Raw genomic sequence first — 19,041 nt, forward strand, 5'->3', positions numbered from 1 at the left:
ATGCCGGCCATTGGTTATGCCGGTCACTGGTCGCGCAGGTCCCAGGCCCGGACCGTCCAGTCCGTGCTCGCCGAGACCGCGATCGTCGTGCCGCCCGCCCGGCCGGCCGCCAGCGCGTAGACGGGGCCGGCGTGCCCGCCGATCGGCTTGCCGAGCTCCTTCCCGGTGCGCAGGTCCCACACCCGCAGCGACCGGTCGTCGCCCGCCGAGACCACCCGGTCGCCGACCGTCGCCAGCGCCCGCACCCAGTCGGTGTGGCCGGTGAGCGGGCCGCCGATGGCCGTGCCGGTGATGAGGTCCCAGCGGCGCAGCGTACGGTCCGCGCCCGCCGACACCGCGACGGGACGGCCGTCGAGCACGGCGGTGGCCACCGCGAGGACCACGCCGTCGTGGCCGGTCAGCGGGGCGCCGATCTGCTTGCCGGTGGTGACGTCCCACAGCCGCAGCTCGTGGTCCTCGCTCGCGGAGATCGCGACGGGCTTGCCGTTGACGACCGTGGACGCCAGCGCCCTGATCGGCTTGCGGTGCCCCGGCATGGACGGCCCGGCGGACGCGCCCGTGGCGGCGTTCCAGCGGTGCAGGCGCCCGTCGGCGCCGCCGGAGACGATGACGCCGTTGATGATCGTGATGGCGTTGACGCTGCCCCGGTGGCCGAGGAGCGGCTTGCCCAGGGCGGCGCCCGTGTCGAGCCGCCACCTGCGCAGGACCCCGCCCGCGTCGCCGCTGACCGCCACCGGCTCGCCCGCCACGGTCGCGGCGGCCATCGCCATGATCTGGTCGGTGTGCCCGAGCAGCGGCGACCCGACCGGCCGGCCCGTCAGCGGGTCCCACATCCGTACGGTCTTGTCCATCCCGCCCGAGACCGCCACCGGCCGCCCGCCCACGCTCGTCAGCGCCACCGCCTTGACCCCGGCGGAGTGGCCGGGGTTGCCCGCCGCCATCGCCGAGGCGCTCCACCTGGACAGGTCCCACGTGCGAACGGACTTGTCCGCGCCGCCGGAGAACGCGAGCGGTGTGCCGCCCGCCGCGGCCGCCGTGACGGCCGTGACGTAGCCCGCGTGGCCGGTGAGCGGGGTGCCCACCGGCTCGCCCGCGGTGTCCCAGCCGCGGATCACGCCGTCGCGGCCCGCCCCCAGCACGGTCCAGGACCCGCCCCTGCTGATCGTCGCGAGCGAGATCACGACGTCGGGCAGGCCGCGGATCGTGCTGACCCGGTCGGACGCGAGGTCCCAGATCCTGATCGTCTTGTCGTCGGAGGCGGAGACGACCGCGTCGGGCGTGACGGCCAGCGCCCGCACCCAGTCGGTGTGCCCGGCCCTGGGGGTGCCCGTCTGCCTGCCGGTCTGCAGGTCCCAGAACCGCAGCACGCGGTCCTTGCCCGCGCTCACCGCGACCGGCCTGCCGTCGAGCGTGGTGGTGGCGACGGCGAGCACGGCGCCGGTGTGGCCGGTGAGGGGGTTGCCGAGGGGGCGGCCGGTGGTGAGGTCCCACATGCGTACGGTCTTGTCGTCGCTGCCCGTGACCGCCACCGGCTTGCCATTGACCGTGGTGGTGGCGACGGTCAGCACGGCGCCGGTGTGGCCGGTGAGGGGGTTGCCGAGGGGGCGGCCGGTGGTGAGGTCCCACATGCGTACGGTCTTGTCGTCGCTGCCCGTGACCGCCACCGGCTTGCCGTTGACCGTGGCGGTCGCGACCGCCCGCACCCAGTCGCCGTGCCCGGGCATCGGCGCGCCGATCGGCTGCGCGGTGCGCGCGTCCCACCGGCGTAAGGTGCCGTCCTCGCTGGCGGTCACCATCATCAGGCGCCCGCCGACCTCGGCCGTGGCGACGCCGGTGACCGCCGCGAAGTGGCCGGTGGGCTGCCAGCCGACCGGGCTGCCGAAACCGGTGGGGGACGGCGAGACGCTCGGCGGCGTCGAGGGACCCGCGATCAGCCGGGGCACGAGCACCACGCCCGCGCCGGTCAGCGCCGCCAGCAGGGCCGCCGCGACGGCGAGCCGCCCGGCCCGCCTGCGCGAGAACAGCGTCGGGGGCGCGGCGCCGGTGGGCTGCGAGATCGGGTCGGGGCCGCCGGGGTGCATCGCCCCCCGCGGGCGCGGCACGCCGCCGCGGGGCGCGTCGGGCGGCGCGAACGGGGCGACCAGGGGGTTGGACGCGTCGCGCTCGCCTGACCACTGCTGGTCGGACGGTTCGTGCCGGCCCGGCCACGGCTGGCTCGCCTCGTGCTGACCCGGCCACGGCTGGCTCGCCTGGCCCGGCCAGGGCTGGCCGGGCGCGACGTCACCTCCGGGCCGCCACGGCTGCGAGGGATGGCTCTGCTGCGCCGGATTCGGCTGCGACGGGTGGCCCGGCTGCGACGGGTCCCCGGGCTGCGAGCGGTCGCCCTGCTGCGACCGGCTGCCGGGCTGGGAGCGGTCGCCCGGCTCGGAGGGAGCGAGGGGGACGCGCGGACCGCGCTCGCCCGTCCGCGGCTGGTCGCCGGAGTCGGGGCGGGCCGAGGGCACGATCAGGGAGTTGAGCACCTCGTGCGCGGTCGGCCGTGACTCCGGCCGGCGCACCAGGCAGGAGGCGATGATCGAGCGCAGCGGCTCGGTGATGCCACTGAGGTCGATCTCGTCCTGGCGCAGCGTGATGGCCATGGCCGCGATGGTGCTGCCGCTGAACAGGGGCCGCCCCAGCGCCGCGAACGTCATCGTCAGGCCCCAGCTGAACAGGTCGGAGGCCGGCGTGACGCGCTCGCCCGCCAGTTGCTCGGGCGACATGTAGGCGGGGGTGCCGAGCACCCCCGTGACGGTCACGGTCTGGTCGCCGAACGAGCGCGCCACCCCGAAGTCGATCACGTACGGGCCGTCCGGGCCGAGCAGGACGTTGCTGGGCTTGAAGTCGCGGTGCACGATCCCGGCGTTGTGGATCGACACCAGCGCCGTGGAGGTGTTGACGGCGAGCCGGGTCAGCGCCGACGGCTCCAGCGGCCCCCTGGTGCGGACGTGCTGCTGGAGTGATTCGCCCGGGATGTACTCGCTGACCATGTAGAGGCGGTCGTCGGTCATCCCGTGGCCGAGCACGCGCACCGTGCAGAAGGAGGCGACCTTGGACGCCACCTCGATCTCCCGCTGGAACCGCAGCCTGGACTCGACGTCGGAGGCGTCGACGGACGTCATGATTTTGATCGCCACACGCTCGTCGTGCTCGTCGATCCCGAGGAAGACCGTTCCCTGGCCACCCTCGCCGATGCGGCCCGTGATCCGGTAGCGGTCGACGGACCTGGGATCTCCGGGCTTGAGGGGCTTGATCTCCGGCACAGGACTCCTGGGCGGGGGCGAGGGCAGGTGACTCGATCATAGGGCCACACCGTCCACGGGGGCAGAGACGGCGGCTCCCCGCCGGTGACGCGTCCGCCGCCCCCCGCACCCCCGCCGATCACCGACTACGCTGGTGATCGGCGGGTTCCGAGACGCGATCAGCCCCGGCCGCGGCCTGCGGCGGCCCATGAGACGGAACCTGTGGAGAGGGAGACCGCATGAGCGTCACCGCCGCGCGTATGCGCGACCTCGTGAGCCGCGCCGAAGCGCTCACCGCCGAGGTCAGGGAGGTCTGCGGCGGCGCCCCCAGCGGCTCGGCCGAGCACGAGCACATCAGGGCGGCGCGGCACGCGGCTGACTGGCTGGCCAGGGGCGTCGAGGACCTGGAGCGGGCCGCCGCCGAGCTGGAGCGGCTGGAGGCCCTGCGTGATCAGGTGTGCGGCATCGGGTGGGGCGTCTGCCCCGAGCACGGCAACACGCTCCGCTCCAGCGCCGGTGTCGCCACGTGCCGGGTGTGCGAGCGCAGCTGGAGCTATGACCGGCTCGGCCAGCCGTGCCGCGAGCGGGTGGCGTGGAAGGTGGTCGACCCGGGCGGCACGGAGACGAGGATGTGCGGCGGCCACGTGCTGGGCGCCCGCGCCGCCATGGCGGGGGCCAGCTTCACCCAGTTGTGACCTTTCGCGTGGCCACGGGACCCACCTGATGTCCGGCTGAGGCGCATGAGGACCGGCAGGGGAAGGGGCGCGGCCCGCGATTCGGCGGACCGCGCCCCCTACCGGATCGTGCTCAGGCGGTGGAGTTACTGACGCGTCGGAACGTCAGGGAGCGCTCCGGAACGTCAGGGAGCGCTCCGGAACATCAGACAGCGCTCCGGAACGTCAGGGAGAACGTGGCGGGCTCGGCGGGCAGGTCGTAGCGGGGGAGCACGCCGGGGCCGCAGGAGGCCGTGCCGAGTCCCTGCTGCGCCAGGTCGAGGTTGACGTAGACCGCCTCGCGCGGGACGAGGTCGGTCAGGTGGCGGGCCGCGTCCAGGTCCTCGCTGGTCCAGCGGCGCACCGTCAGCCCGAACAGGCCCTCCACCCGCAGCCCGCCCAGCTCGGCCCAGCGCACGCCCGGCCGGTGGCCGTTCTCCTGGGGGAAGACGTACGGCGTCTGCAGGTCGTCCACGGACATTGCGTACCTGCCGACCCTGGCGGCCTGGACGCTGTCGGAGTACGCCTCACCGGGGCCGAGGCCGTACCACTCGACGGTGTCCACGGACGCGGGCAGCGTCGCGCGGATCCCGAGCCGGGGGATCGGGAAGCCCCACTCGCCCTCGGGCTCGGTCGTGAGCGTGAGCGCGAGGCCGCCGTCACCGGTGGCCGACCAGCGGTACGTGGCCAGCATGGCGCGGTCCTGCGCGGCGGCGGCCACCCTCGACCGGACCACCAGCTCCCCGGCGGTCCGGTCGACGCCGAGCAGGCGGTGGTGCAGCCGGTCCAGCCCGGCCCGCCGCCACTCGGTGGCGACCTGGGTCGGCCAGCCGCGCAGGTCGTTGTCTGTGGGCGCGCGCCACAGGTCCAGCCGGACGTCCTCGACGGGCACGCCGCCGATCCGCAGCGGCCGTCCTGTCGCCGCGTCGAACACGCCGGGCCCGACCGCCAGCTCCCCGCCGGCGGAAGCTCCTTCGGACGTGCCGGCGACCGCTACGGTGGACGCCTTCGCGGGCCCGCTCCCGGCCGTGGCGGCGGACGCCTCCGCGGACTCGCCGGCTGTCGCGCCCGCGGACGCTCCCGGCGCGGCGGTGGCGGAGCGGACCTGGCACTGGCCCCAGGCGATCTCGTGGCCCGCCGGGGCCCAGGGCTGGCCGGCGGCGAGGGCGGCGCGCACGGTCAGCCACGTCTCGGCGGCCGTCTCCGGCAGCGCGGGCAGCGGGAGCGTGACGGAGGCGTCCGGACCGGTCTCCGGCACGTCCAGCACGCCCGAGGCGACCTCGCGGCCCTCCTCCTCCACCGCCCAGGAGAACGACAGGTGGGACAGGTCGCGGAAGTCGTGCAGGTTCGTCACCGTCACCGACTCCGGCGACACGGTGACGCGGACCGGCTCGATGACCTTCTTGAACTCCACCAGCCCCGGCGACGGCGTGCGGTCGGGGAACACCAGCCCGTCGGTGACGAAGTTGCCGTCGTGCAGCTCCTCGCCGTAGTCGCCGCCGTAGGCCCAGCCGTACCGCTCGTGGGAGAACCCGTGGTCGATCCACTCCCAGACGAAGCCGCCCTGGCAGCGTTCGTGCCGGTAGAACAGCTCCTGGTACTCCGACAGCCCCCCGGGCCCGTTGCCCATCGCGTGCGCGTACTCGCACAGGACGAACGGCAGGCCGCGCCGGTGCTCGTCCAGGGCCGGGTCGTCGAGCGGCTTCTCCTCGCGCCGCCCGATCGCGTCGACCTCCTCGACCCCGGCGTACATGCGGCTGTACATGTCGACGTAGCCGCTGTCCCAGTCACCCTCGTAGTGCAGGGGCCGCGAGGGGTCGCGCTCGCGCGCCCACTCGGCCATCGCCCGCAGGTTGTCGGTCCCGCCCGGCTCCTTGGAACCCGTCCCCGACTCGTTGCCGAGCGACCAGATGACGACGCTCGCGTGGTTCTTGTCGCGCTCGACCATGCGGGCCATCCGGTCGAGGTACGGCTCGCGCCAGCGCGCGTCGGCGCTCGGGTTGCCGCGCCAGCCGACCGGGTGGAAGCCGTGGGTCTCCAGGTCGCACTCGTCGATCACCCACAGGCCGTACTCGTCGCACAGCTCCAGGAAGCGGGGGTGGGGCGGGTAGTGGCTGGTGCGCACGGCGTTGACGTTGTGCCGCTTCATCAGCTCGATGTCGGCGCGCATCGTGGCCTCGTCGAGCGTCCTGCCGGTCTCGGGGTGGAACTCGTGGCGGTTGACGCCACGGAAGAGCACGCGCCGGCCGTTGACCTTGATCACGCCGTCCTCGACGGCCACGGTCCTGAAGCCGATCCTGAAGCGCACGCTCTCGCCGCCGGCACTCAGCTCCGCGTCGTACAGGCGGGGCAGCTCCGCCGACCACGGTTCCACGGGCAGGGTGTACGGGCCGGCCGCGGGGACGCCGGACAGCCCCAGCTCGGGCACGCTCAGCGTGGCGCCGGGCGCGCCGGTCTCGACCGCCAGCGTGCCGTTGCCGGTCCGGTGGTCGTAATCGGCATGGACGAAGAAGTCGTTCACGACAGGCGTCGCCAACAACGTCACATCACGAAATATCCCGGACAACCACCACATGTCCTGGTCTTCCAGGTAGCTGGCGGCCGACCACTGGTGCACCCGCACGGCGAGCACGTTGCGCCCGGGCCGCAGGCTCACGTCGAACTCCGACGGCAGCCGGCTCCCCGTGGACCAGCCCAGCTCCTCGCCGTTCAGCCACACCTTGAAGCAGGAGTCGACGCCCTCGAACCGCAGCACCCCCCGCTCGAACGGCGCCTCGAACTCCAGCCGGTAGTCGCCGGTGGGATTGTCGTCCGGCACGTACGGCGGCTCGACCGGGAAGGGATAGTTCACATTGGTGTAGGCGGGCACGCCGTACCCCTGCAGCTGCCACATCGACGGGACGGGCAGCTCGTCCCACGACGAGAAGTCGGCGTCGACGGGCTGCCCCTCGGCCGTGGGGGACAGGCGGAAGCGCCAGCGGCCGTTGAGGCTGAGGCGAGCGCCGTCGGAGTCGAAGGCGGCACGGGGAGCCCGCCGGCCGTCCCCCGGGCGGTACGCGGTCAGGTAGTCGGTCAACATGTGTCCTTAGATAGCGCTTCCGGCAACGAGTACGGAGTCTAGGCGTCCACCCCGCTGTGGCGGCGCGGTGGAGCCCCCGCTGATCGCGGCTGTCCGGATCACGAGCTTGAACCGACACCGGTTTCTATGCAACTACCCCAGGGCTTGCGAAAGCGGAGACGCGGATCCAGCCCCCGTAGGCGGCGGGATCACGGGTTCCAGCCGCGCAGGAAGGCCCGCACCGTGTAGTGGCGCGCCTGCCGGTCGGTGAGCTGCGGCCGGTCCGCAGTGACGGCCGCGCCGGGGCCGGTGTTGCGGTACTCGGCGAAGCGGCCCTCGCCCTCCCACGGTGCGGCCTTGATCTGGTCGCCCAGCCAGGAGTCGCGGACCACGACCTCGCCGGACCGCCCCAGGGAGACGGACCCGGCGGGGGAGCCCTCCAGCCGGCTGCCGGCGACGAGGACGGAGCCGCCCGCGGTCACGGCGCCGGGGCCGAGTGACTTGACCGCGCACCGGTCCAGGACGGTCGTGCCCGGGCCGCGGACGATGTCGGCGTCGCCCTCCACGTAGCAGTCGCGCAGGTAGGAGCGGCGGCCGTCGGCCTGGACGACGCCCGAGTTGCCGAGCAGCCGCACGTTCTCGAAGGCGGCGCGGTCACCGGTCGTGCGCACGGCGGCGGCGGGGCCGGGGGCGAGCGACTCGTCGTAGGTGTTCCGGAGCGTGAGGTCCTTGAACGTGACGCCGTCGGCGAGCACGTTGACGGTGGCGCTCTGGGCGTCACCCCACGTGACGCCGTAGAACTTCGCGCTCTGCGCACCCAGTTCGTACGCCACCACGACGTCCTCGGGGTTCCCCGTGGAGCCCTTGATCGTCACATCCTCGGCACTCGGCCAGACGCGCGGCATCTCGTGGTAGGTGCCGGGCTTGACGGTGATCGTCGCGCCGCGCCGGGCCGCGCCGATGGCCGCCTGGAGGCTGCCGTAGTCGCCGGTGCCGTCGAGCGCCACGGTGATGTCGCGCGGCGCGGGCGCCTCCTTGCCCTCCGGCCCCGCACCCCTGGTCACGATGGCGGGCACCAGCGCCGTGGGGTCGAGCCTGTAGCTGTAGTAGGAGGACGGGTCGAACGCGGTGCCCGCGCTGTCGACGCGGCCGTAGGTGTTCTTGAAGATGTTGCCCCGCTGCACGATCTGCGACGTCTGGTCCTTGGCCACGATCGGGTCGGGCACGTCCTGGTAGTAGCTGTTCTCGACGACCAGCCGGCCGCTGCCGCGCATCATGGTGCCGTAGAGGGCGGTGTCCTGGACGTAGTTGTTGTACCAGTGCGCGGCCTCGGTGTTGTCGATGCTGGCGTTGCGCTGGTGGGTGCCGTGGATCCAGTTGTGGTGGAAGGTGACCTTGGTGACCACGTTGGGGGTCCAGCCGACGCCGACGGCCTTGTTGTGGTCGGCGAAGACGTTCCAGGAGACGGTGACGTAGTCGCTGTCCTTGCGGATGTCGAGCAGGCCGTCCCCGGTGCGGGTGAAGCGGTTGTGGTCGATCCAGACGTGGTGGGCGGTGTCCATCTGGATACCGTCGTAGTCCTTGCTCTTGCCGTCCCAGTCGCCGGCGACGTAGGTGTCGCGGATCGTCAGGTTGCGGATGATGACGTTGTGCACGCCGTTGAGGAAGAACCCGCCGTGCACGAGCTCGGCGCCCGCGCCGTCGCCGACGATGCTCTTGTCGGAGGCGACCTCGATCTCCTCGCCGTACGGGTCCATCGTGATCGAGCCCTTGACCTTGATCACGTACGGCTCCGCGGCCGTGGCGTACTTCTCCAGATCGGCCAGGTTGTCCACGGTCACGGTCTCCCCGGCCGCGCCGCCGGTGGTGCCGTCCACGCCGAGCGCGCTCAGCCCGGCGAACCCGTCCGCCTTCTCGCTCCACCGGGTCGCCGCCGCGGCGGGGGAGGGGACGGCCGCGACGGCCGCTCCCGCCAGGAGCAGGGCGACCAGGGCATTGACTCTCATCACGAGCCTCCGTTGCGCTGCTTGTAGCCGGCCTGGGCCTCGGTCAGCTTGGCCGCGAACTGGTCAAGGAAGTCCTTGGCGCTCAACTGGCCCAGCAGCACCTTCTGGAACTGCGGCTCGGCCCACGTCTTGGTGATCTCGTTGAACTCCGGCAGGTGGTACGGCATCTGCACCACCTTGGTCGCGGGATCGTTCAGCACCCGCTGCGCCTCGACGATGTGGTCGGGCATCTTGTCCGTCACGTCGGTGTTGGCCGGGATGACGCCGGTCTCCTTGGAGATGTAGCCGTCCATGTCCTTCGAGGCGAAGAACTCGGCCAGCTTGAACGCGGCCTCCTTGTTCTCGCCGGCGGAGAAGACGCCGACGCCGCCGACCGGGTTCGACAGCACGGACTGGGTGCCGGAGTCGGACCTGGGCACGGAGAAGGAGGCGACCTTGCCGGGGCCGAGCGCCTTCATGTGGTCCTGGTAGGAGCCCAGGTTGTGCTGCATGATGGCGATGCTGCCGGCGGTGTCGAACTGGGCGACCATCTTGACGTAGTCGTTCTGCAGGTCGCCCTCGGGGGTGTTCTTCTTGTACAGCCCGGCGTACTTCTCCAGGGCCGTCACGTTGCGCGGGTCGTTGAGCGTGGCCTTGCCGGCGGCGTCGAAGAACTCGGTGACGCCGGACTGGCCGTAGACGACCTCCAGCATCTGCGCGATGGAGCCGGAGCCGCCGCGGATGGTGAAGCCGAACCGGTTCTCACCGGGCTTGGTCAGCTTGTCGACCGTGGCGAAGAACTCGCTCCAGGTCTTGGGCGGCTCCAGCCCGGCGTCCTTGAACCAGTCCTTGCGGTACCAGAACGCGCCGGCGTTGGTGGAGGTGGGATAGATGTACATCTTGCCGTCGGGGACGACGTTCTTGACCGTGGTCAGCAGCGCCTCGTTGAACTTGCCGTTCAGCGCGGGGTTCCTGGCGATGCGCTCGTCCACCGGTTCCAGCGCCTTCTGGGCGACGAGGTTGGCGAGCCCCGAGGTGGAGACGTCGGCCACGTCCGGCACGCCGCCGCCGGCGATGGCCGTGTCGATCTTCTGCGCCGACTGCGCGATCGGCACGCCCACGTAGTTGACCTTGATGGTCGGGTTGGCCTTCTCGAACTCGGCGATCGCGTGCTGCCAGACCGGCGTGCGCGCGGGGCCGGCGTTGGTGTCCCAGAAGGTGATCTCGGTCTTGCCTCCCGAGCCCGCGTCCGAGCCGCACCCGGCCAGGACGGCCGCGGCCAGCACGACCGCGGCCATCGGCCCATGTCGTCTCATAGCCATCTACCTCTCGATGTGCCCGTCGATATGGACGGTGAATGCCTCGAAGATCGCGTGGCCCTCGCCGTCCCCCGCGGCGTACAGGCCGAGCACCGCTCCCACCCACTTGTCCTGGGTGGCCTGGAAGGGCTCGCCCACCTCGCACAGCCCGTCGCCGGTGTCGGCGAGGAAGGTGACCAGCGCCCCCTCGCCGATGCGCGCCCCGACGGTGACGGGCCGGCCGTCGCCGACGGGCACCGGCCGCAGGTCCCCGCAGACCACGGCGGTCCCGTCCGGCGTGCGCTCCACCCCCACGGAGGCGGACGCCCCGCCCACCACGGCCAGCCCCGCCCGCCCCTCGCCCTCCAGCGTGAGCGTGGTGGTGACGGTGCAGGGCTCGCCGGGCAGCCGCTGCCCGAGCACGGCCGGCCGCCGCCCGAGGTCCTCGGGGCCCGGCACGCAGGCCAGCCGCAGCGTGCCGTCGCGCAGCTCCCACCAGGAGGGGTCGGGGTCGGCCTGCCAGCTCCACTGCAGCCCCAGCCCGGGGCCGGAGAAGTCGTCGGAGGTGGCGGGCGCGCTCGGCGCGCCGCCCGGGACGGGCACGGGACCGCCGGCCACCGGCTCGCCCCGGTCGCCCATGACGGGCCAGCCGTCGTCGCCCCACTCCATCGGCTGCAGGTGCACGACCCGGCCGTAGGGGCCGCGGTCCTGGAAGTGCATGAACCAGTGCCCGCCGGACGGGGTGTCCACCCAGCCGCCCTGGTGCGGGCCGTTCACGTCGGTGCCGCCCTGCTCCAGGACGATGCGGTCCTCGTACGGGCCGGAGATCGAATCTGCCCGGAAGACCGACTGCCAGCCCTGCTCCACGCCGCCCGCCGGGGCGAAGATCCAGTACGTGCCGTCGCGCTTGTAGAGCTTCGGACCCTCCAGAGTGCGGTAGCCGGGCAGCAGGTCGCCGTCCACGACCAGCGTGCCCTCGTCCAGCACCCGGCTGCCGTCCGGCGCCATGCGGTGCAGCGTGAGCCGGTTGTTCACGCCGGAGCGGCTCCTGGCCCAGGCGTGCACGAGGTACGCCTGCCCGTCGTCGTCCCACAGCGGGCACGGGTCGATCAGCCCGGAGCCGGGCTTGACGACGTGCGGCGGGGTCCACGGGCCGCGCGGGTCCTCCGCGCTCACCCAGCAGATGCCCACGTCGGGGTCGCCGTAGAAGATCCAGAACCGGCCGCCGTGGTGGCGCAGCGACGGCGCCCACACCCCGCAGCCGGGCCGCACGTCGTCGTAGCCGCGGGTCACGGCGTGCCCGATGATCGTCCAGTTGACCAGGTCGCGCGAGTGCAGGACCGGCAGGCCCGGCACCTTGGTGAAGCTGGAGGCGGTCAGGTAGAAGTCGTCGCCGACGCGGATCACGTCGGGGTCGGACCAGTCGGCGTTGAGCACCGGGTTGCGGTAGGTCTCCCCGGTCATCCCTTCACCGCCCCGGCGGACATCCCCTGGACGAGGTAACGCTGGATGAAGGCGAAGACGACGACGACGGGCAGTGCGGCGACGACGCCGCCGGCGGCGAGAGCGCCGAAGTCGACGCTGTTCTCGCCGAGGTTGTAGGCCAGGCCCACGGGCACGGTGAACTTCTCCTGGTCGTTGATGAACATGAGGGCGAAAAGGAAGTTGTTCCAGCTGTGGATGAAGGCGAAGGAGCCGACCGCCACCAGCGCGGGGCGCAGCAGCGGCAGCACGATCGCGAGGAAGCCGCGCAGCCTGGAGCAGCCGTCCACCCAGGCCGCCTGCTCCAGCTCGTACGGGATGTTCCTGATGAAGCCGCTGATGAGGATCAGCGAGAGCGGCAGCTGGAAGACCGTCTCGGCGACGACCAGGCTCCACAGGGAGTTGGTCAGCCCCAGCGTGCGGAAGATCTCGAACAGCGGGATGATCATGAGGGCGCCGGGGATGAACTGCGTGCAGAGCATCCCGACCATGAACGCGCCCTTGCCGCGGAAGGCGTAGCGGGCCAGGGCGTACCCGCCCGCCAGGGCCACGACCGTGGTGGTGATCAGGGACGCCACGCCGACCATCAGGCTGTTCCGGAAGAAGACGGCGAACCCCATCCCATTCCAGACCGTGGCGAAATGCTCGAACGTGACCGGCCACGGGAAGACCGCCGTCGAGCCCGCCGGCCGGAACGCGAAGACCAGCATCCAGTAGAACGGCACCAGCGTGAACAGCAGGTACAGCGCCAGCGGCACGTAGATCTGCCATCGCGACACCCGGCTCCGCCGCCCGCTCATGCCTTGACCCCGAACTTGCTCAGCCTCAGGTAGGCGATCGAGAAGAAGGTCAGGATGAGGAAGGCGACCGTGGTGAGCGCGGTGGCGTAGCCGAAGTCGTGCGACTGGGCGGCGAGCGCGGCCACGTAGAGGGGCAGCGTGGTGGTCTGGTGGGCGGGGCCGCCGCCGGTCAGCGTGTAGAGCAGGTCGACGTTGTTGAACTCCCACACCGAGCGCAGCAGCGTGGACAGGATGATCGCGTCGCGCAGGTGCGGCAGCGTGATGTGGAAGAAGCGGCGCGTCCGGCCCGCGCCGTCCACGGCGGCGGCCTCGTACAGGTCCTTCGACACCGACTGCAGGTCGGCGAGGAGCAGGATCGCGAAGAACGGCACCCCGCGCCAGAGCTCGGCGACCACCGCGGCCCAGAACACGGTGCCCGGGTTCGCCAGCGGCGCCGCGCCGTAGTCCATGAGACCCAGGTCCGCCAGGTAGCGCGAGATTCCGGTGAACGGGTTGTAGAGCAGGACCCAGATGGCGGTGGTGAGCACGCCGGAGACCGCCCACGGCGAGAAGACCAGCGCCCGCGAGATCGCGCGGCCGACGAAGCTCTCGTTCACGATCAGCGCGAGAGCGAGCCCCAGCAGGAACTGCAGCACGACCTGCACGACCACCCACTTGAGGCTGAATCCGAGGCTCTGCCAGAAGATCGGGTCGTCGAAGAGCAGCCTGGCGAAGTTCTCCAGCCCGGCGAAGCCGTTGTCCCAGGGCTTGGTCACGTTGTAGTGCTGGAGGCTGTAGTAGATGACGCTGCCCATCGGGTAGACGAGGAACCCCAGCATCGCGATCACCGACGGGGCGATCAGCGCGTAGGGGGTCCACCTCCCTCTTCGGCGGGGTCTTGAGCCGGGCGGACGCGCCGAGACGACGGCCAACGTGCGTCTCTCCTTCGGGGTGCAGGGGGCAGCGGGGAGTGCAATCGGTTGCAGGAAACGTTGCGGCAGCACCGAGCTCGGCGTCAATGGCAGCAGAAGGTGGCAAGCGCCTCTACCAGGGGAAATGCCTAAATTTCGAAATTTTCGGGGGTATGGCCTGGTCATTCTCCGGCGGCGGGGAGGAAAGTGGGGGTATGACGGCAGAAGACCAGCCCCGGCCGTTGCCCAAGCTGTCCGTGATCGCCCGGGAGGCGGGCGTCTCCGTCGCAACCGTTTCCAAAGCGCTCAACGGCAGGTCCGACGTCTCCGCTCACACCCGGCGCCTGGTGGCCGAGGTGCTGGAGCGGCGCGGCTATCCCCGCCGGCGGCTCAAGCCGGCGCGCGGCAGCCTGGTGGACGTCATGCTCCAGGGCCTGGACTCGGTGTACGCGCTGGCGATCCTCGGCGGCGTGGAGGACGCGGCCTGGCGGCTCGGCGTGGACGTGGTCGTCTCCACCGCCGCCAGGAGCACCAAGAACGGCCAGCCGCCGCCCGCCTGGCTGGACCGGATCGGCGCCCGCGACAGCGCCGGGGCGCTGCTGGTGCGCACGTCGCCGACCGCCACGCAGCGGGCGTGGCTGGCCGACCAGGGCATCCCGGCCGTGCTCGTGGACCCGCGCCGCACGCCCCCGAGGGGCGTGCCGGTCGTGGCCGCGGCCAACCTGGCCGGCGCCAGGGCCGCGACCGAGCACCTGATCGGCCTGGGCCACGAGCGCATCGCCATCGTCACCGGCCGGCCCGGCGTGCCGTGCGCGGAGGAGCGGCTGGCCGGCTACCGCGCGGCCATGGCCGGGGCGGGGCTGCCGGTGGACCCGCGCTGGGAGATGTGCGGCTACTTCCAGCCCAAGATCGCCCTGCAGGTCACCCGCGACCTGCTCGCCGAGCTCCCCGAGCCGCCGACCGCCGTCTTCGCCTGCTCCGACACGATGGCCGTGGGCGTCTGCCAGGCGCTCGCAGAGCGCGGGCTGCGGGTGCCGGGCGACGTCAGCGTGGTCGGGTTCGACGACTCGCTGGCGGCGATGTACACCGTTCCGGGCCTGACGACCGTGCGCCAGCCCTGGTCCGAGCTGGGCGGCGCCGCCCTGTCCGCGCTGCTGTCCGGCCTGCCGCCGGAGCGGCTGGAGGTGCCGACCACCCTCGTCGTACGGGGCAGCACCGCCCCCGCCTGAAACTTTCAGACCCGACCTCCGGTTTTCCCGGCCATTTTGTTTCTTGGGTTGACATATATGGGGCGCGTCCTTCTTTCTCGGTGGCGACGAGGAAGGAGAACACACGATGTTCGTGCGCAAGCTCACGGGCCTCACCCTGCTCACGGCGGCGGCGGTCGTCCTGGGGGTGTCGCCGCCGGCCGCGCTGGCGGCGGAGGCGCCCGCCGCGGGCGGCGTCTACCAGCTCAAAGTCACCAAGAGCGGCAAGTGCCTGGACGTGGTGGCCGGCTCGCAGGACAACGGCGCGCTTCTGCAGCAGTGGGGCTGCTCGGGGGACACCTGGCAGCAGTTCCGGGTCGTGTCCGCCGGGTCCGGGGTCTTCACGATCCGCAACGTGAACAGCGGCCGGTGCGTCGACGTGCCGTACGGCGAGGCCACCTCCGGCCTGCGGTTGCAGCAGTGGGGCTGCGGGGCCGGCGACAAGACCAACCAGTTGTGGCGGTTCGCCGCGTCGGGGAGCGGCACGTACCAGGTCATCAGCGTCGCCACCGGGCTGTGCATGAGCGACCAGGGCGCCTCCACCTCCTCGGGCGCCGCCGTCATCCAGGAGACCTGCACCCACAACAGCAACAAGCAATGGGCCTTCGAGCCGCTGGCCAGGCCCACGGTGGCGGCGGACGGCAGCGGGACGTACCGGACCGTGCAGGCCGCCATCGACGCCGTGCCTGCGGGGAACGCGAGCCGGGTCACGATCACCATCGCGCCCGGGTCGTACCGGGAGATCGTCCGGGTGCCCGCCAACAAGCCGTACATCACGCTCCAGGGGCTGGGGTCCTCTCCTGCCGACGTTGTGATCGTTAACAACCACTATGCGGGCGCATACGGGACATCCGGCAGCGCGACCGCGTTCGTCGACGGCCACGACTTCGTCGCCACCAACCTGACGATCTCCAACGACTTCGACGAGAACTCCCAGACCAGCGGCCAGCAGGCGGTGGCGCTCAACCTGAACGCCGACCGGGCGCGGTTCTCGAACGTGCGGCTGCTCGGCGACCAGGACACGTTCCTCGTCAACGACGACACGCGGGCGTACGTCACCGACTCCTACATCGAGGGCACCGTCGACTTCATCTTCGGCGGCGGCACCATCGTCTTCGACGACTGCGACATCTACGAGAAGCGGAGCAGCGGCGGCGTCTACACCGCGGCCAGCACGGACGCGGGCAAGACGTACGGCTTCCTGTTCTACCGGTCGAACATCACCGGCGCGTCCGCGGCGGGCAGCACCAACCTGGGCCGCCCCTGGCGCCCCAACGCGCAGGTGCTCTACCGCGAGTCCACCCTCGGCTCCCTGATCAAGACCTCCCAGCCGTGGACCGACATGTCCAGCAACTCCTGGAAGAACGCCCGCTTCTTCGAGTACCGCAACACCGGCGCGGGAGCCGGGACGAACTCCAACCGGCCGCAGCTCAGCGACTCGCAGGCCGCGAACTACACCCCGCAGAAGTATCTCGCCGGTTCCGACGGCTGGAACCCCGTCGGCTGATCCCGCCCCGCGGAAGGACCATCATGAACATCCGTGCGACATTCACCGTACTGGCCGTGCTGGCCGCCATCGGGCTGACGGCCGCGCCCGCGCAGGCCGCCGCCCCCGTGGACGGCGGCGTCTACCAGCTCAAGGTCACCAAGAGCGGCAAGTGCCTGGACGTGGTGGGCGGCTCCAAGGACAACGGCGCGCAGCTCCAGCAGTGGAGCTGCTCGGGCGACGCCTGGCAGCGGTTCCGGGTCGTGTCCGCCGGGTCGGGCACCTACACGATCCGCAACGTGAACAGCGAGCGATGCGTCGACGTGCCCAACGGAGCGGCCACCTCGGGGCTGCGGTTGCAGCAGTGGGGGTGCGGCGCCGGCGACAAGACCAACCAGCTGTGGCGGTTCGCCGCCTCGGGGAGCGGGACGTACCAGGTCATCAGCGTCGCGAGCGGGCTGTGCATGAGCGACGAGGGCGCCTCCACCTCCTCGGGCGCCGCCGTCATCCAGGAGACCTGCACCCACAACAGCAACAAGCAGTGGGCCTTCGAGAGCGCCGGCGGCGGCGGGCGTGACTGGTCCGACAGCGCCGACGGGTTCGCCGCCACCAGCGGCAACGGCCTGAGCACCACCACCGGCGGCGCGGGCGGCGCCACGGTCACCGTCTCCAACTACGCCGACCTGGTCAGGTACGCCACGGCCAGCGCTCCGTACGTCATCAGGGTCAACGGCGCGATCACCGTCACGCCGTACGGCACCGAGATCAGGGTCGCCTCCAACAAGACCATCGTCGGCGTCGGCACCAGCGGCCACATCGTCAACGGCGGCTTCTTCCTGGGCTCCGGCGTGAGCAACGTGATCATCCGCAACCTCACCATCCGCGACACCCGCATGGCGGACGACGACCCCGACGACAAGGAGTACGACTACGACGGCATCCAGATGGACACCGCGCACCACGTCTGGATCGACCACAACACCATCACGCGCATGAACGACGGCCTGATCGACAGCCGCAAGGACACGAGCTACCTGACCGTGTCCTGGAACGTGCTGTCGGAGAACAACAAGGCGTTCGGCATCGGCTGGACCGACAACGTCACGGCGCGGATGACCATTCACCACAACTGGATCCACGACACCAACCAGCGCAACCCCAGCACCGACAACGTGGCGTACGCGCACCTGTACAACAACTACCTGCAGAACGTCGCCAGCTACGGCAACTACTCGCGCGGCGCCACCAAGATGGTGATCGAGAACAGCTACTACGACCACGTCAAGGACCCGTACTACCCCGACCCCACCGCCCAGTTGCGCCAGAGCGGGAGCATCTGCGTCAGCTGCACCGGCAAGCAGAGCACGAGCGGCTCGGCCTTCACGCCCGGCTCGTTCTACGTGTACACGCTCGACCCGGCCGCCGAAGTGCCGTCCCTGCTCAGGACGTACGCGGGGCCGCAGGCGAACATCGGCGCCTGATCTCCTCCCGCCGCCTCGCCGGCCCGCGCGCCGGCGAGGCGGCACCGTCTCCTGGGCGAATCGGCACCGTCTCCAGGGCGAGGCGGCACCGTCTCCTGGGGCGAATCGGCGCGTCGAGCGGTGTCACGAGAGGCCGAGGGCGCGAAGGCGCAGGGTGTCGAGAGTGCGCTGGGGGAGCCGGCGGCCGAGGGTGCTCATCACGCGGGAGCCCTTGCCCACCGGGTAGCGGCCGCACGGCCGGGCCGAGGGCCTCGCCGCCGGCGTCCTTGCGCACGCCGGCATGGACGGTGAAGCCCTGCCGGGCGAGGAGCAGCGCGGTCGCCCGCCCGATCCCCGTGGACGCCCCGGTGACCAGCACGGTCTTGGACATGATCGATCCCTTCTCGACGTGATGTCGGCCGGAGTCGGCCTCACCGAGGCCCCTGAGGCCCCTGAGGCCCTTGCCCTACCGGAACAGCTCGATGACCTGCCCCATCGGCTCCAGGGAGTTCTCCATGACGGTGATGTACGAGAAGCCGAGCCGGTCCCGGTTCGCCCGGAGCTGATCGGCGATCTGCTCGCGCGTGCCGACCAGCAGGCTCGGCACCTCCCCCCGCTCCTCCACGCTGAGCTGCGGCGCGTGGTGCGCCAGCCGCTCCAGCGCCCCCCTGCGGTCGTTCGTGATGACGACGGCCGGGACCGTGCTGTTGAACTCCACCGCGCCGGCCCGCTCGCCCAGCGCGGCGCGGGCGTAGTCCACCCGTTCGGCCATCTCAGCCCTGGAGGCGAAGGCCGGCAGCCCGCCCGTGTGCGCGCCCGCGGCGGCGCCGTTGAAGCCGATGATGTCGGCCTCCCGCGCGGCGAACCGCAGCAGCCGGTTGCCCCTGCCGGCGATCATGATGGGCGGCCCGGAGGGCTGGGCGGGACGGGGCAGCGCGGCGGGGTCGGCGAACATCCGGCGCAGCTCCGCCACCATCCGCTCCAGCGCGTCCACCCGCTCCCCGCCGCTCCCGTACGGGAGCCCGGCGGCCTCGAACTCGGCCTGTGCGTGCCCCGCGCCGATCCCCAGCTCCAGCCGCCCCTCGGTGAGCAGGTCGGTGGACGCGACGTCGCGGTAGGCCAGCGCGGGCCGGTAGAAGCCGGCGTTGAGCATGTGGGTGCTGAGCCGTACCCGCTCGGTCGCCTCGGCGGCGAGCAGCAGGGAGGGGAACGGCGCCGGCATCCCCAGGTGGTCGGCCACCGCGATGGTGTCGTAGCCGAGGGACTCCGCCCGCCTGCACTTCTCCACCCACGCGCGGCGGGTCGCGGGCTCGTGCAGCACCACTCCGAACCTGAACATCC

The 19,041-nt window shown here is 71.8% G+C and carries 13 protein-coding genes; 4 read left to right on the forward strand and 9 right to left on the reverse strand.

Features of this window, described 5'->3' with window-relative positions:
- Positions 1-23: 23 nt before the first annotated feature.
- The gene (locus FH608_RS17670) at positions 24-3,302 is read right to left on the reverse strand and encodes a WD40 repeat domain-containing serine/threonine protein kinase (RefSeq protein ID WP_139631628.1); all 3,279 of its coding nucleotides are present in this window, start codon (positions 3,300-3,302) and stop codon (positions 24-26) included.
- 218 nt (positions 3,303-3,520) lie between these two features.
- Between FH608_RS17670 and FH608_RS17675 the strand changes: the two genes are divergently transcribed.
- Entirely contained in the window at positions 3,521-3,976 is a 456-nt protein-coding gene (locus FH608_RS17675; protein WP_139631629.1) for a hypothetical protein, read from the forward strand.
- Between the two features lie 184 nt (positions 3,977-4,160).
- Here the strand turns inward: FH608_RS17675 and FH608_RS17680 are convergent, their stop codons facing one another.
- The 6 genes from FH608_RS17680 to FH608_RS17705 all read right to left on the reverse strand — a co-directional run bounded on the left by FH608_RS17680 (position 4,161) and on the right by FH608_RS17705 (position 13,435).
- Complete coding sequence (locus FH608_RS17680) at positions 4,161-7,073, reverse strand: glycoside hydrolase family 2 TIM barrel-domain containing protein (RefSeq protein WP_139631630.1); 2,913 nt, start codon at positions 7,071-7,073, stop codon at positions 4,161-4,163.
- A gap of 188 nt (positions 7,074-7,261) precedes the next feature.
- Positions 7,262-9,058 (reverse strand): pectinesterase family protein, encoded by a 1,797-nt coding sequence (locus FH608_RS17685; protein WP_139631631.1) that lies wholly within the window; start codon positions 9,056-9,058, stop codon positions 7,262-7,264.
- Positions 9,058-10,353 carry an ABC transporter substrate-binding protein gene (locus FH608_RS17690; RefSeq protein WP_226899643.1) on the reverse strand — a complete coding sequence of 432 codons (1,296 nt, stop codon included), beginning with the start codon at positions 10,351-10,353 and terminating at the stop codon, positions 9,058-9,060. The genes FH608_RS17685 and FH608_RS17690 overlap by 1 nt, the downstream gene beginning before the upstream one ends.
- A gap of 6 nt (positions 10,354-10,359) precedes the next feature.
- Entirely contained in the window at positions 10,360-11,799 is a 1,440-nt protein-coding gene (locus FH608_RS17695; RefSeq protein ID WP_139631633.1) for a glycoside hydrolase family 43 protein, read from the reverse strand.
- Positions 11,796-12,617 (reverse strand): carbohydrate ABC transporter permease, encoded by an 822-nt coding sequence (locus FH608_RS17700; RefSeq protein WP_139631634.1) that lies wholly within the window; start codon positions 12,615-12,617, stop codon positions 11,796-11,798. The genes FH608_RS17695 and FH608_RS17700 overlap by 4 nt, the downstream gene beginning before the upstream one ends.
- Positions 12,614-13,435, reverse strand: a complete 822-nt coding sequence (locus tag FH608_RS17705) for a carbohydrate ABC transporter permease (RefSeq protein ID WP_139631927.1) — start codon at positions 13,433-13,435, stop codon at positions 12,614-12,616. Before FH608_RS17705 ends, FH608_RS17700 begins: the two co-directional genes overlap by 4 nt.
- Before the next feature lie 287 nt (positions 13,436-13,722).
- On the opposite strand from FH608_RS17705, the gene FH608_RS17710 reads away from it, so the two are divergent.
- The 3 genes from FH608_RS17710 (at position 13,723) to FH608_RS17720 (ending at position 17,721) form a co-directional block, all read left to right on the forward strand.
- On the forward strand, positions 13,723-14,736 hold the full coding sequence (locus FH608_RS17710; RefSeq protein WP_139631635.1) for a LacI family DNA-binding transcriptional regulator: 1,014 nt from the start codon (positions 13,723-13,725) through the stop codon (positions 14,734-14,736).
- 106 nt (positions 14,737-14,842) lie between these two features.
- A complete protein-coding gene (locus FH608_RS17715) occupies positions 14,843-16,261 on the forward strand; it encodes a pectinesterase family protein (protein ID WP_139631636.1) in 1,419 nt (472 codons plus the stop codon).
- A 23-nt stretch (positions 16,262-16,284) separates the two neighbouring features.
- Positions 16,285-17,721 carry an RICIN domain-containing protein gene (locus tag FH608_RS17720; protein WP_139631637.1) on the forward strand — a complete coding sequence of 479 codons (1,437 nt, stop codon included), beginning with the start codon at positions 16,285-16,287 and terminating at the stop codon, positions 17,719-17,721.
- Here FH608_RS17720 and FH608_RS54400 read toward each other — a convergent pair.
- Complete coding sequence (locus FH608_RS54400) at positions 17,681-18,091, reverse strand: SDR family NAD(P)-dependent oxidoreductase (protein WP_394367685.1); 411 nt, start codon at positions 18,089-18,091, stop codon at positions 17,681-17,683. The genes FH608_RS17720 and FH608_RS54400 overlap by 41 nt on opposite strands.
- Positions 18,092-18,166: 75 nt before the next feature.
- Complete coding sequence (locus FH608_RS17730; protein ID WP_139631638.1) at positions 18,167-19,039, reverse strand: TIGR03621 family F420-dependent LLM class oxidoreductase; 873 nt, start codon at positions 19,037-19,039, stop codon at positions 18,167-18,169.
- Positions 19,040-19,041: the final 2 nt, after the last annotated feature.

Origin of the sequence: Nonomuraea phyllanthi (assembly GCF_006334985.2) — a bacterium.
GTDB classification, from domain to species: domain Bacteria; phylum Actinomycetota; class Actinomycetes; order Streptosporangiales; family Streptosporangiaceae; genus Nonomuraea; species Nonomuraea phyllanthi.

Bases quoted from the DNA above. Each gene is read 5' to 3' on its own strand.
- FH608_RS17710 (WP_139631635.1), top strand. From the start codon at position 13,723: ATGACGGCAGAAGACCAGCCCCGGCCGTTGCCCAAGCTGTCCGTGATC.
- FH608_RS17695 (WP_139631633.1), bottom strand. From the start codon at position 11,799: ATGACCGGGGAGACCTACCGCAACCCGGTGCTCAACGCCGACTGGTCC.
- FH608_RS17675 (WP_139631629.1), top strand. From the start codon at position 3,521: ATGAGCGTCACCGCCGCGCGTATGCGCGACCTCGTGAGCCGCGCCGAA.
- FH608_RS17720 (WP_139631637.1), top strand. From the start codon at position 16,285: ATGAACATCCGTGCGACATTCACCGTACTGGCCGTGCTGGCCGCCATC.
- FH608_RS17730 (WP_139631638.1), bottom strand. From the start codon at position 19,039: ATGTTCAGGTTCGGAGTGGTGCTGCACGAGCCCGCGACCCGCCGCGCG.
- FH608_RS17690 (WP_226899643.1), bottom strand. From the start codon at position 10,353: ATGAGACGACATGGGCCGATGGCCGCGGTCGTGCTGGCCGCGGCCGTC.
- FH608_RS17700 (WP_139631634.1), bottom strand. From the start codon at position 12,617: ATGAGCGGGCGGCGGAGCCGGGTGTCGCGATGGCAGATCTACGTGCCG.
- FH608_RS17715 (WP_139631636.1), top strand. From the start codon at position 14,843: ATGTTCGTGCGCAAGCTCACGGGCCTCACCCTGCTCACGGCGGCGGCG.
- FH608_RS17705 (WP_139631927.1), bottom strand. From the start codon at position 13,435: ATGCTGGGGTTCCTCGTCTACCCGATGGGCAGCGTCATCTACTACAGC.
- FH608_RS54400 (WP_394367685.1), bottom strand. From the start codon at position 18,091: ATGTCCAAGACCGTGCTGGTCACCGGGGCGTCCACGGGGATCGGGCGG.
- FH608_RS17685 (WP_139631631.1), bottom strand. From the start codon at position 9,058: ATGAGAGTCAATGCCCTGGTCGCCCTGCTCCTGGCGGGAGCGGCCGTC.
- FH608_RS17680 (WP_139631630.1), bottom strand. From the start codon at position 7,073: ATGTTGACCGACTACCTGACCGCGTACCGCCCGGGGGACGGCCGGCGG.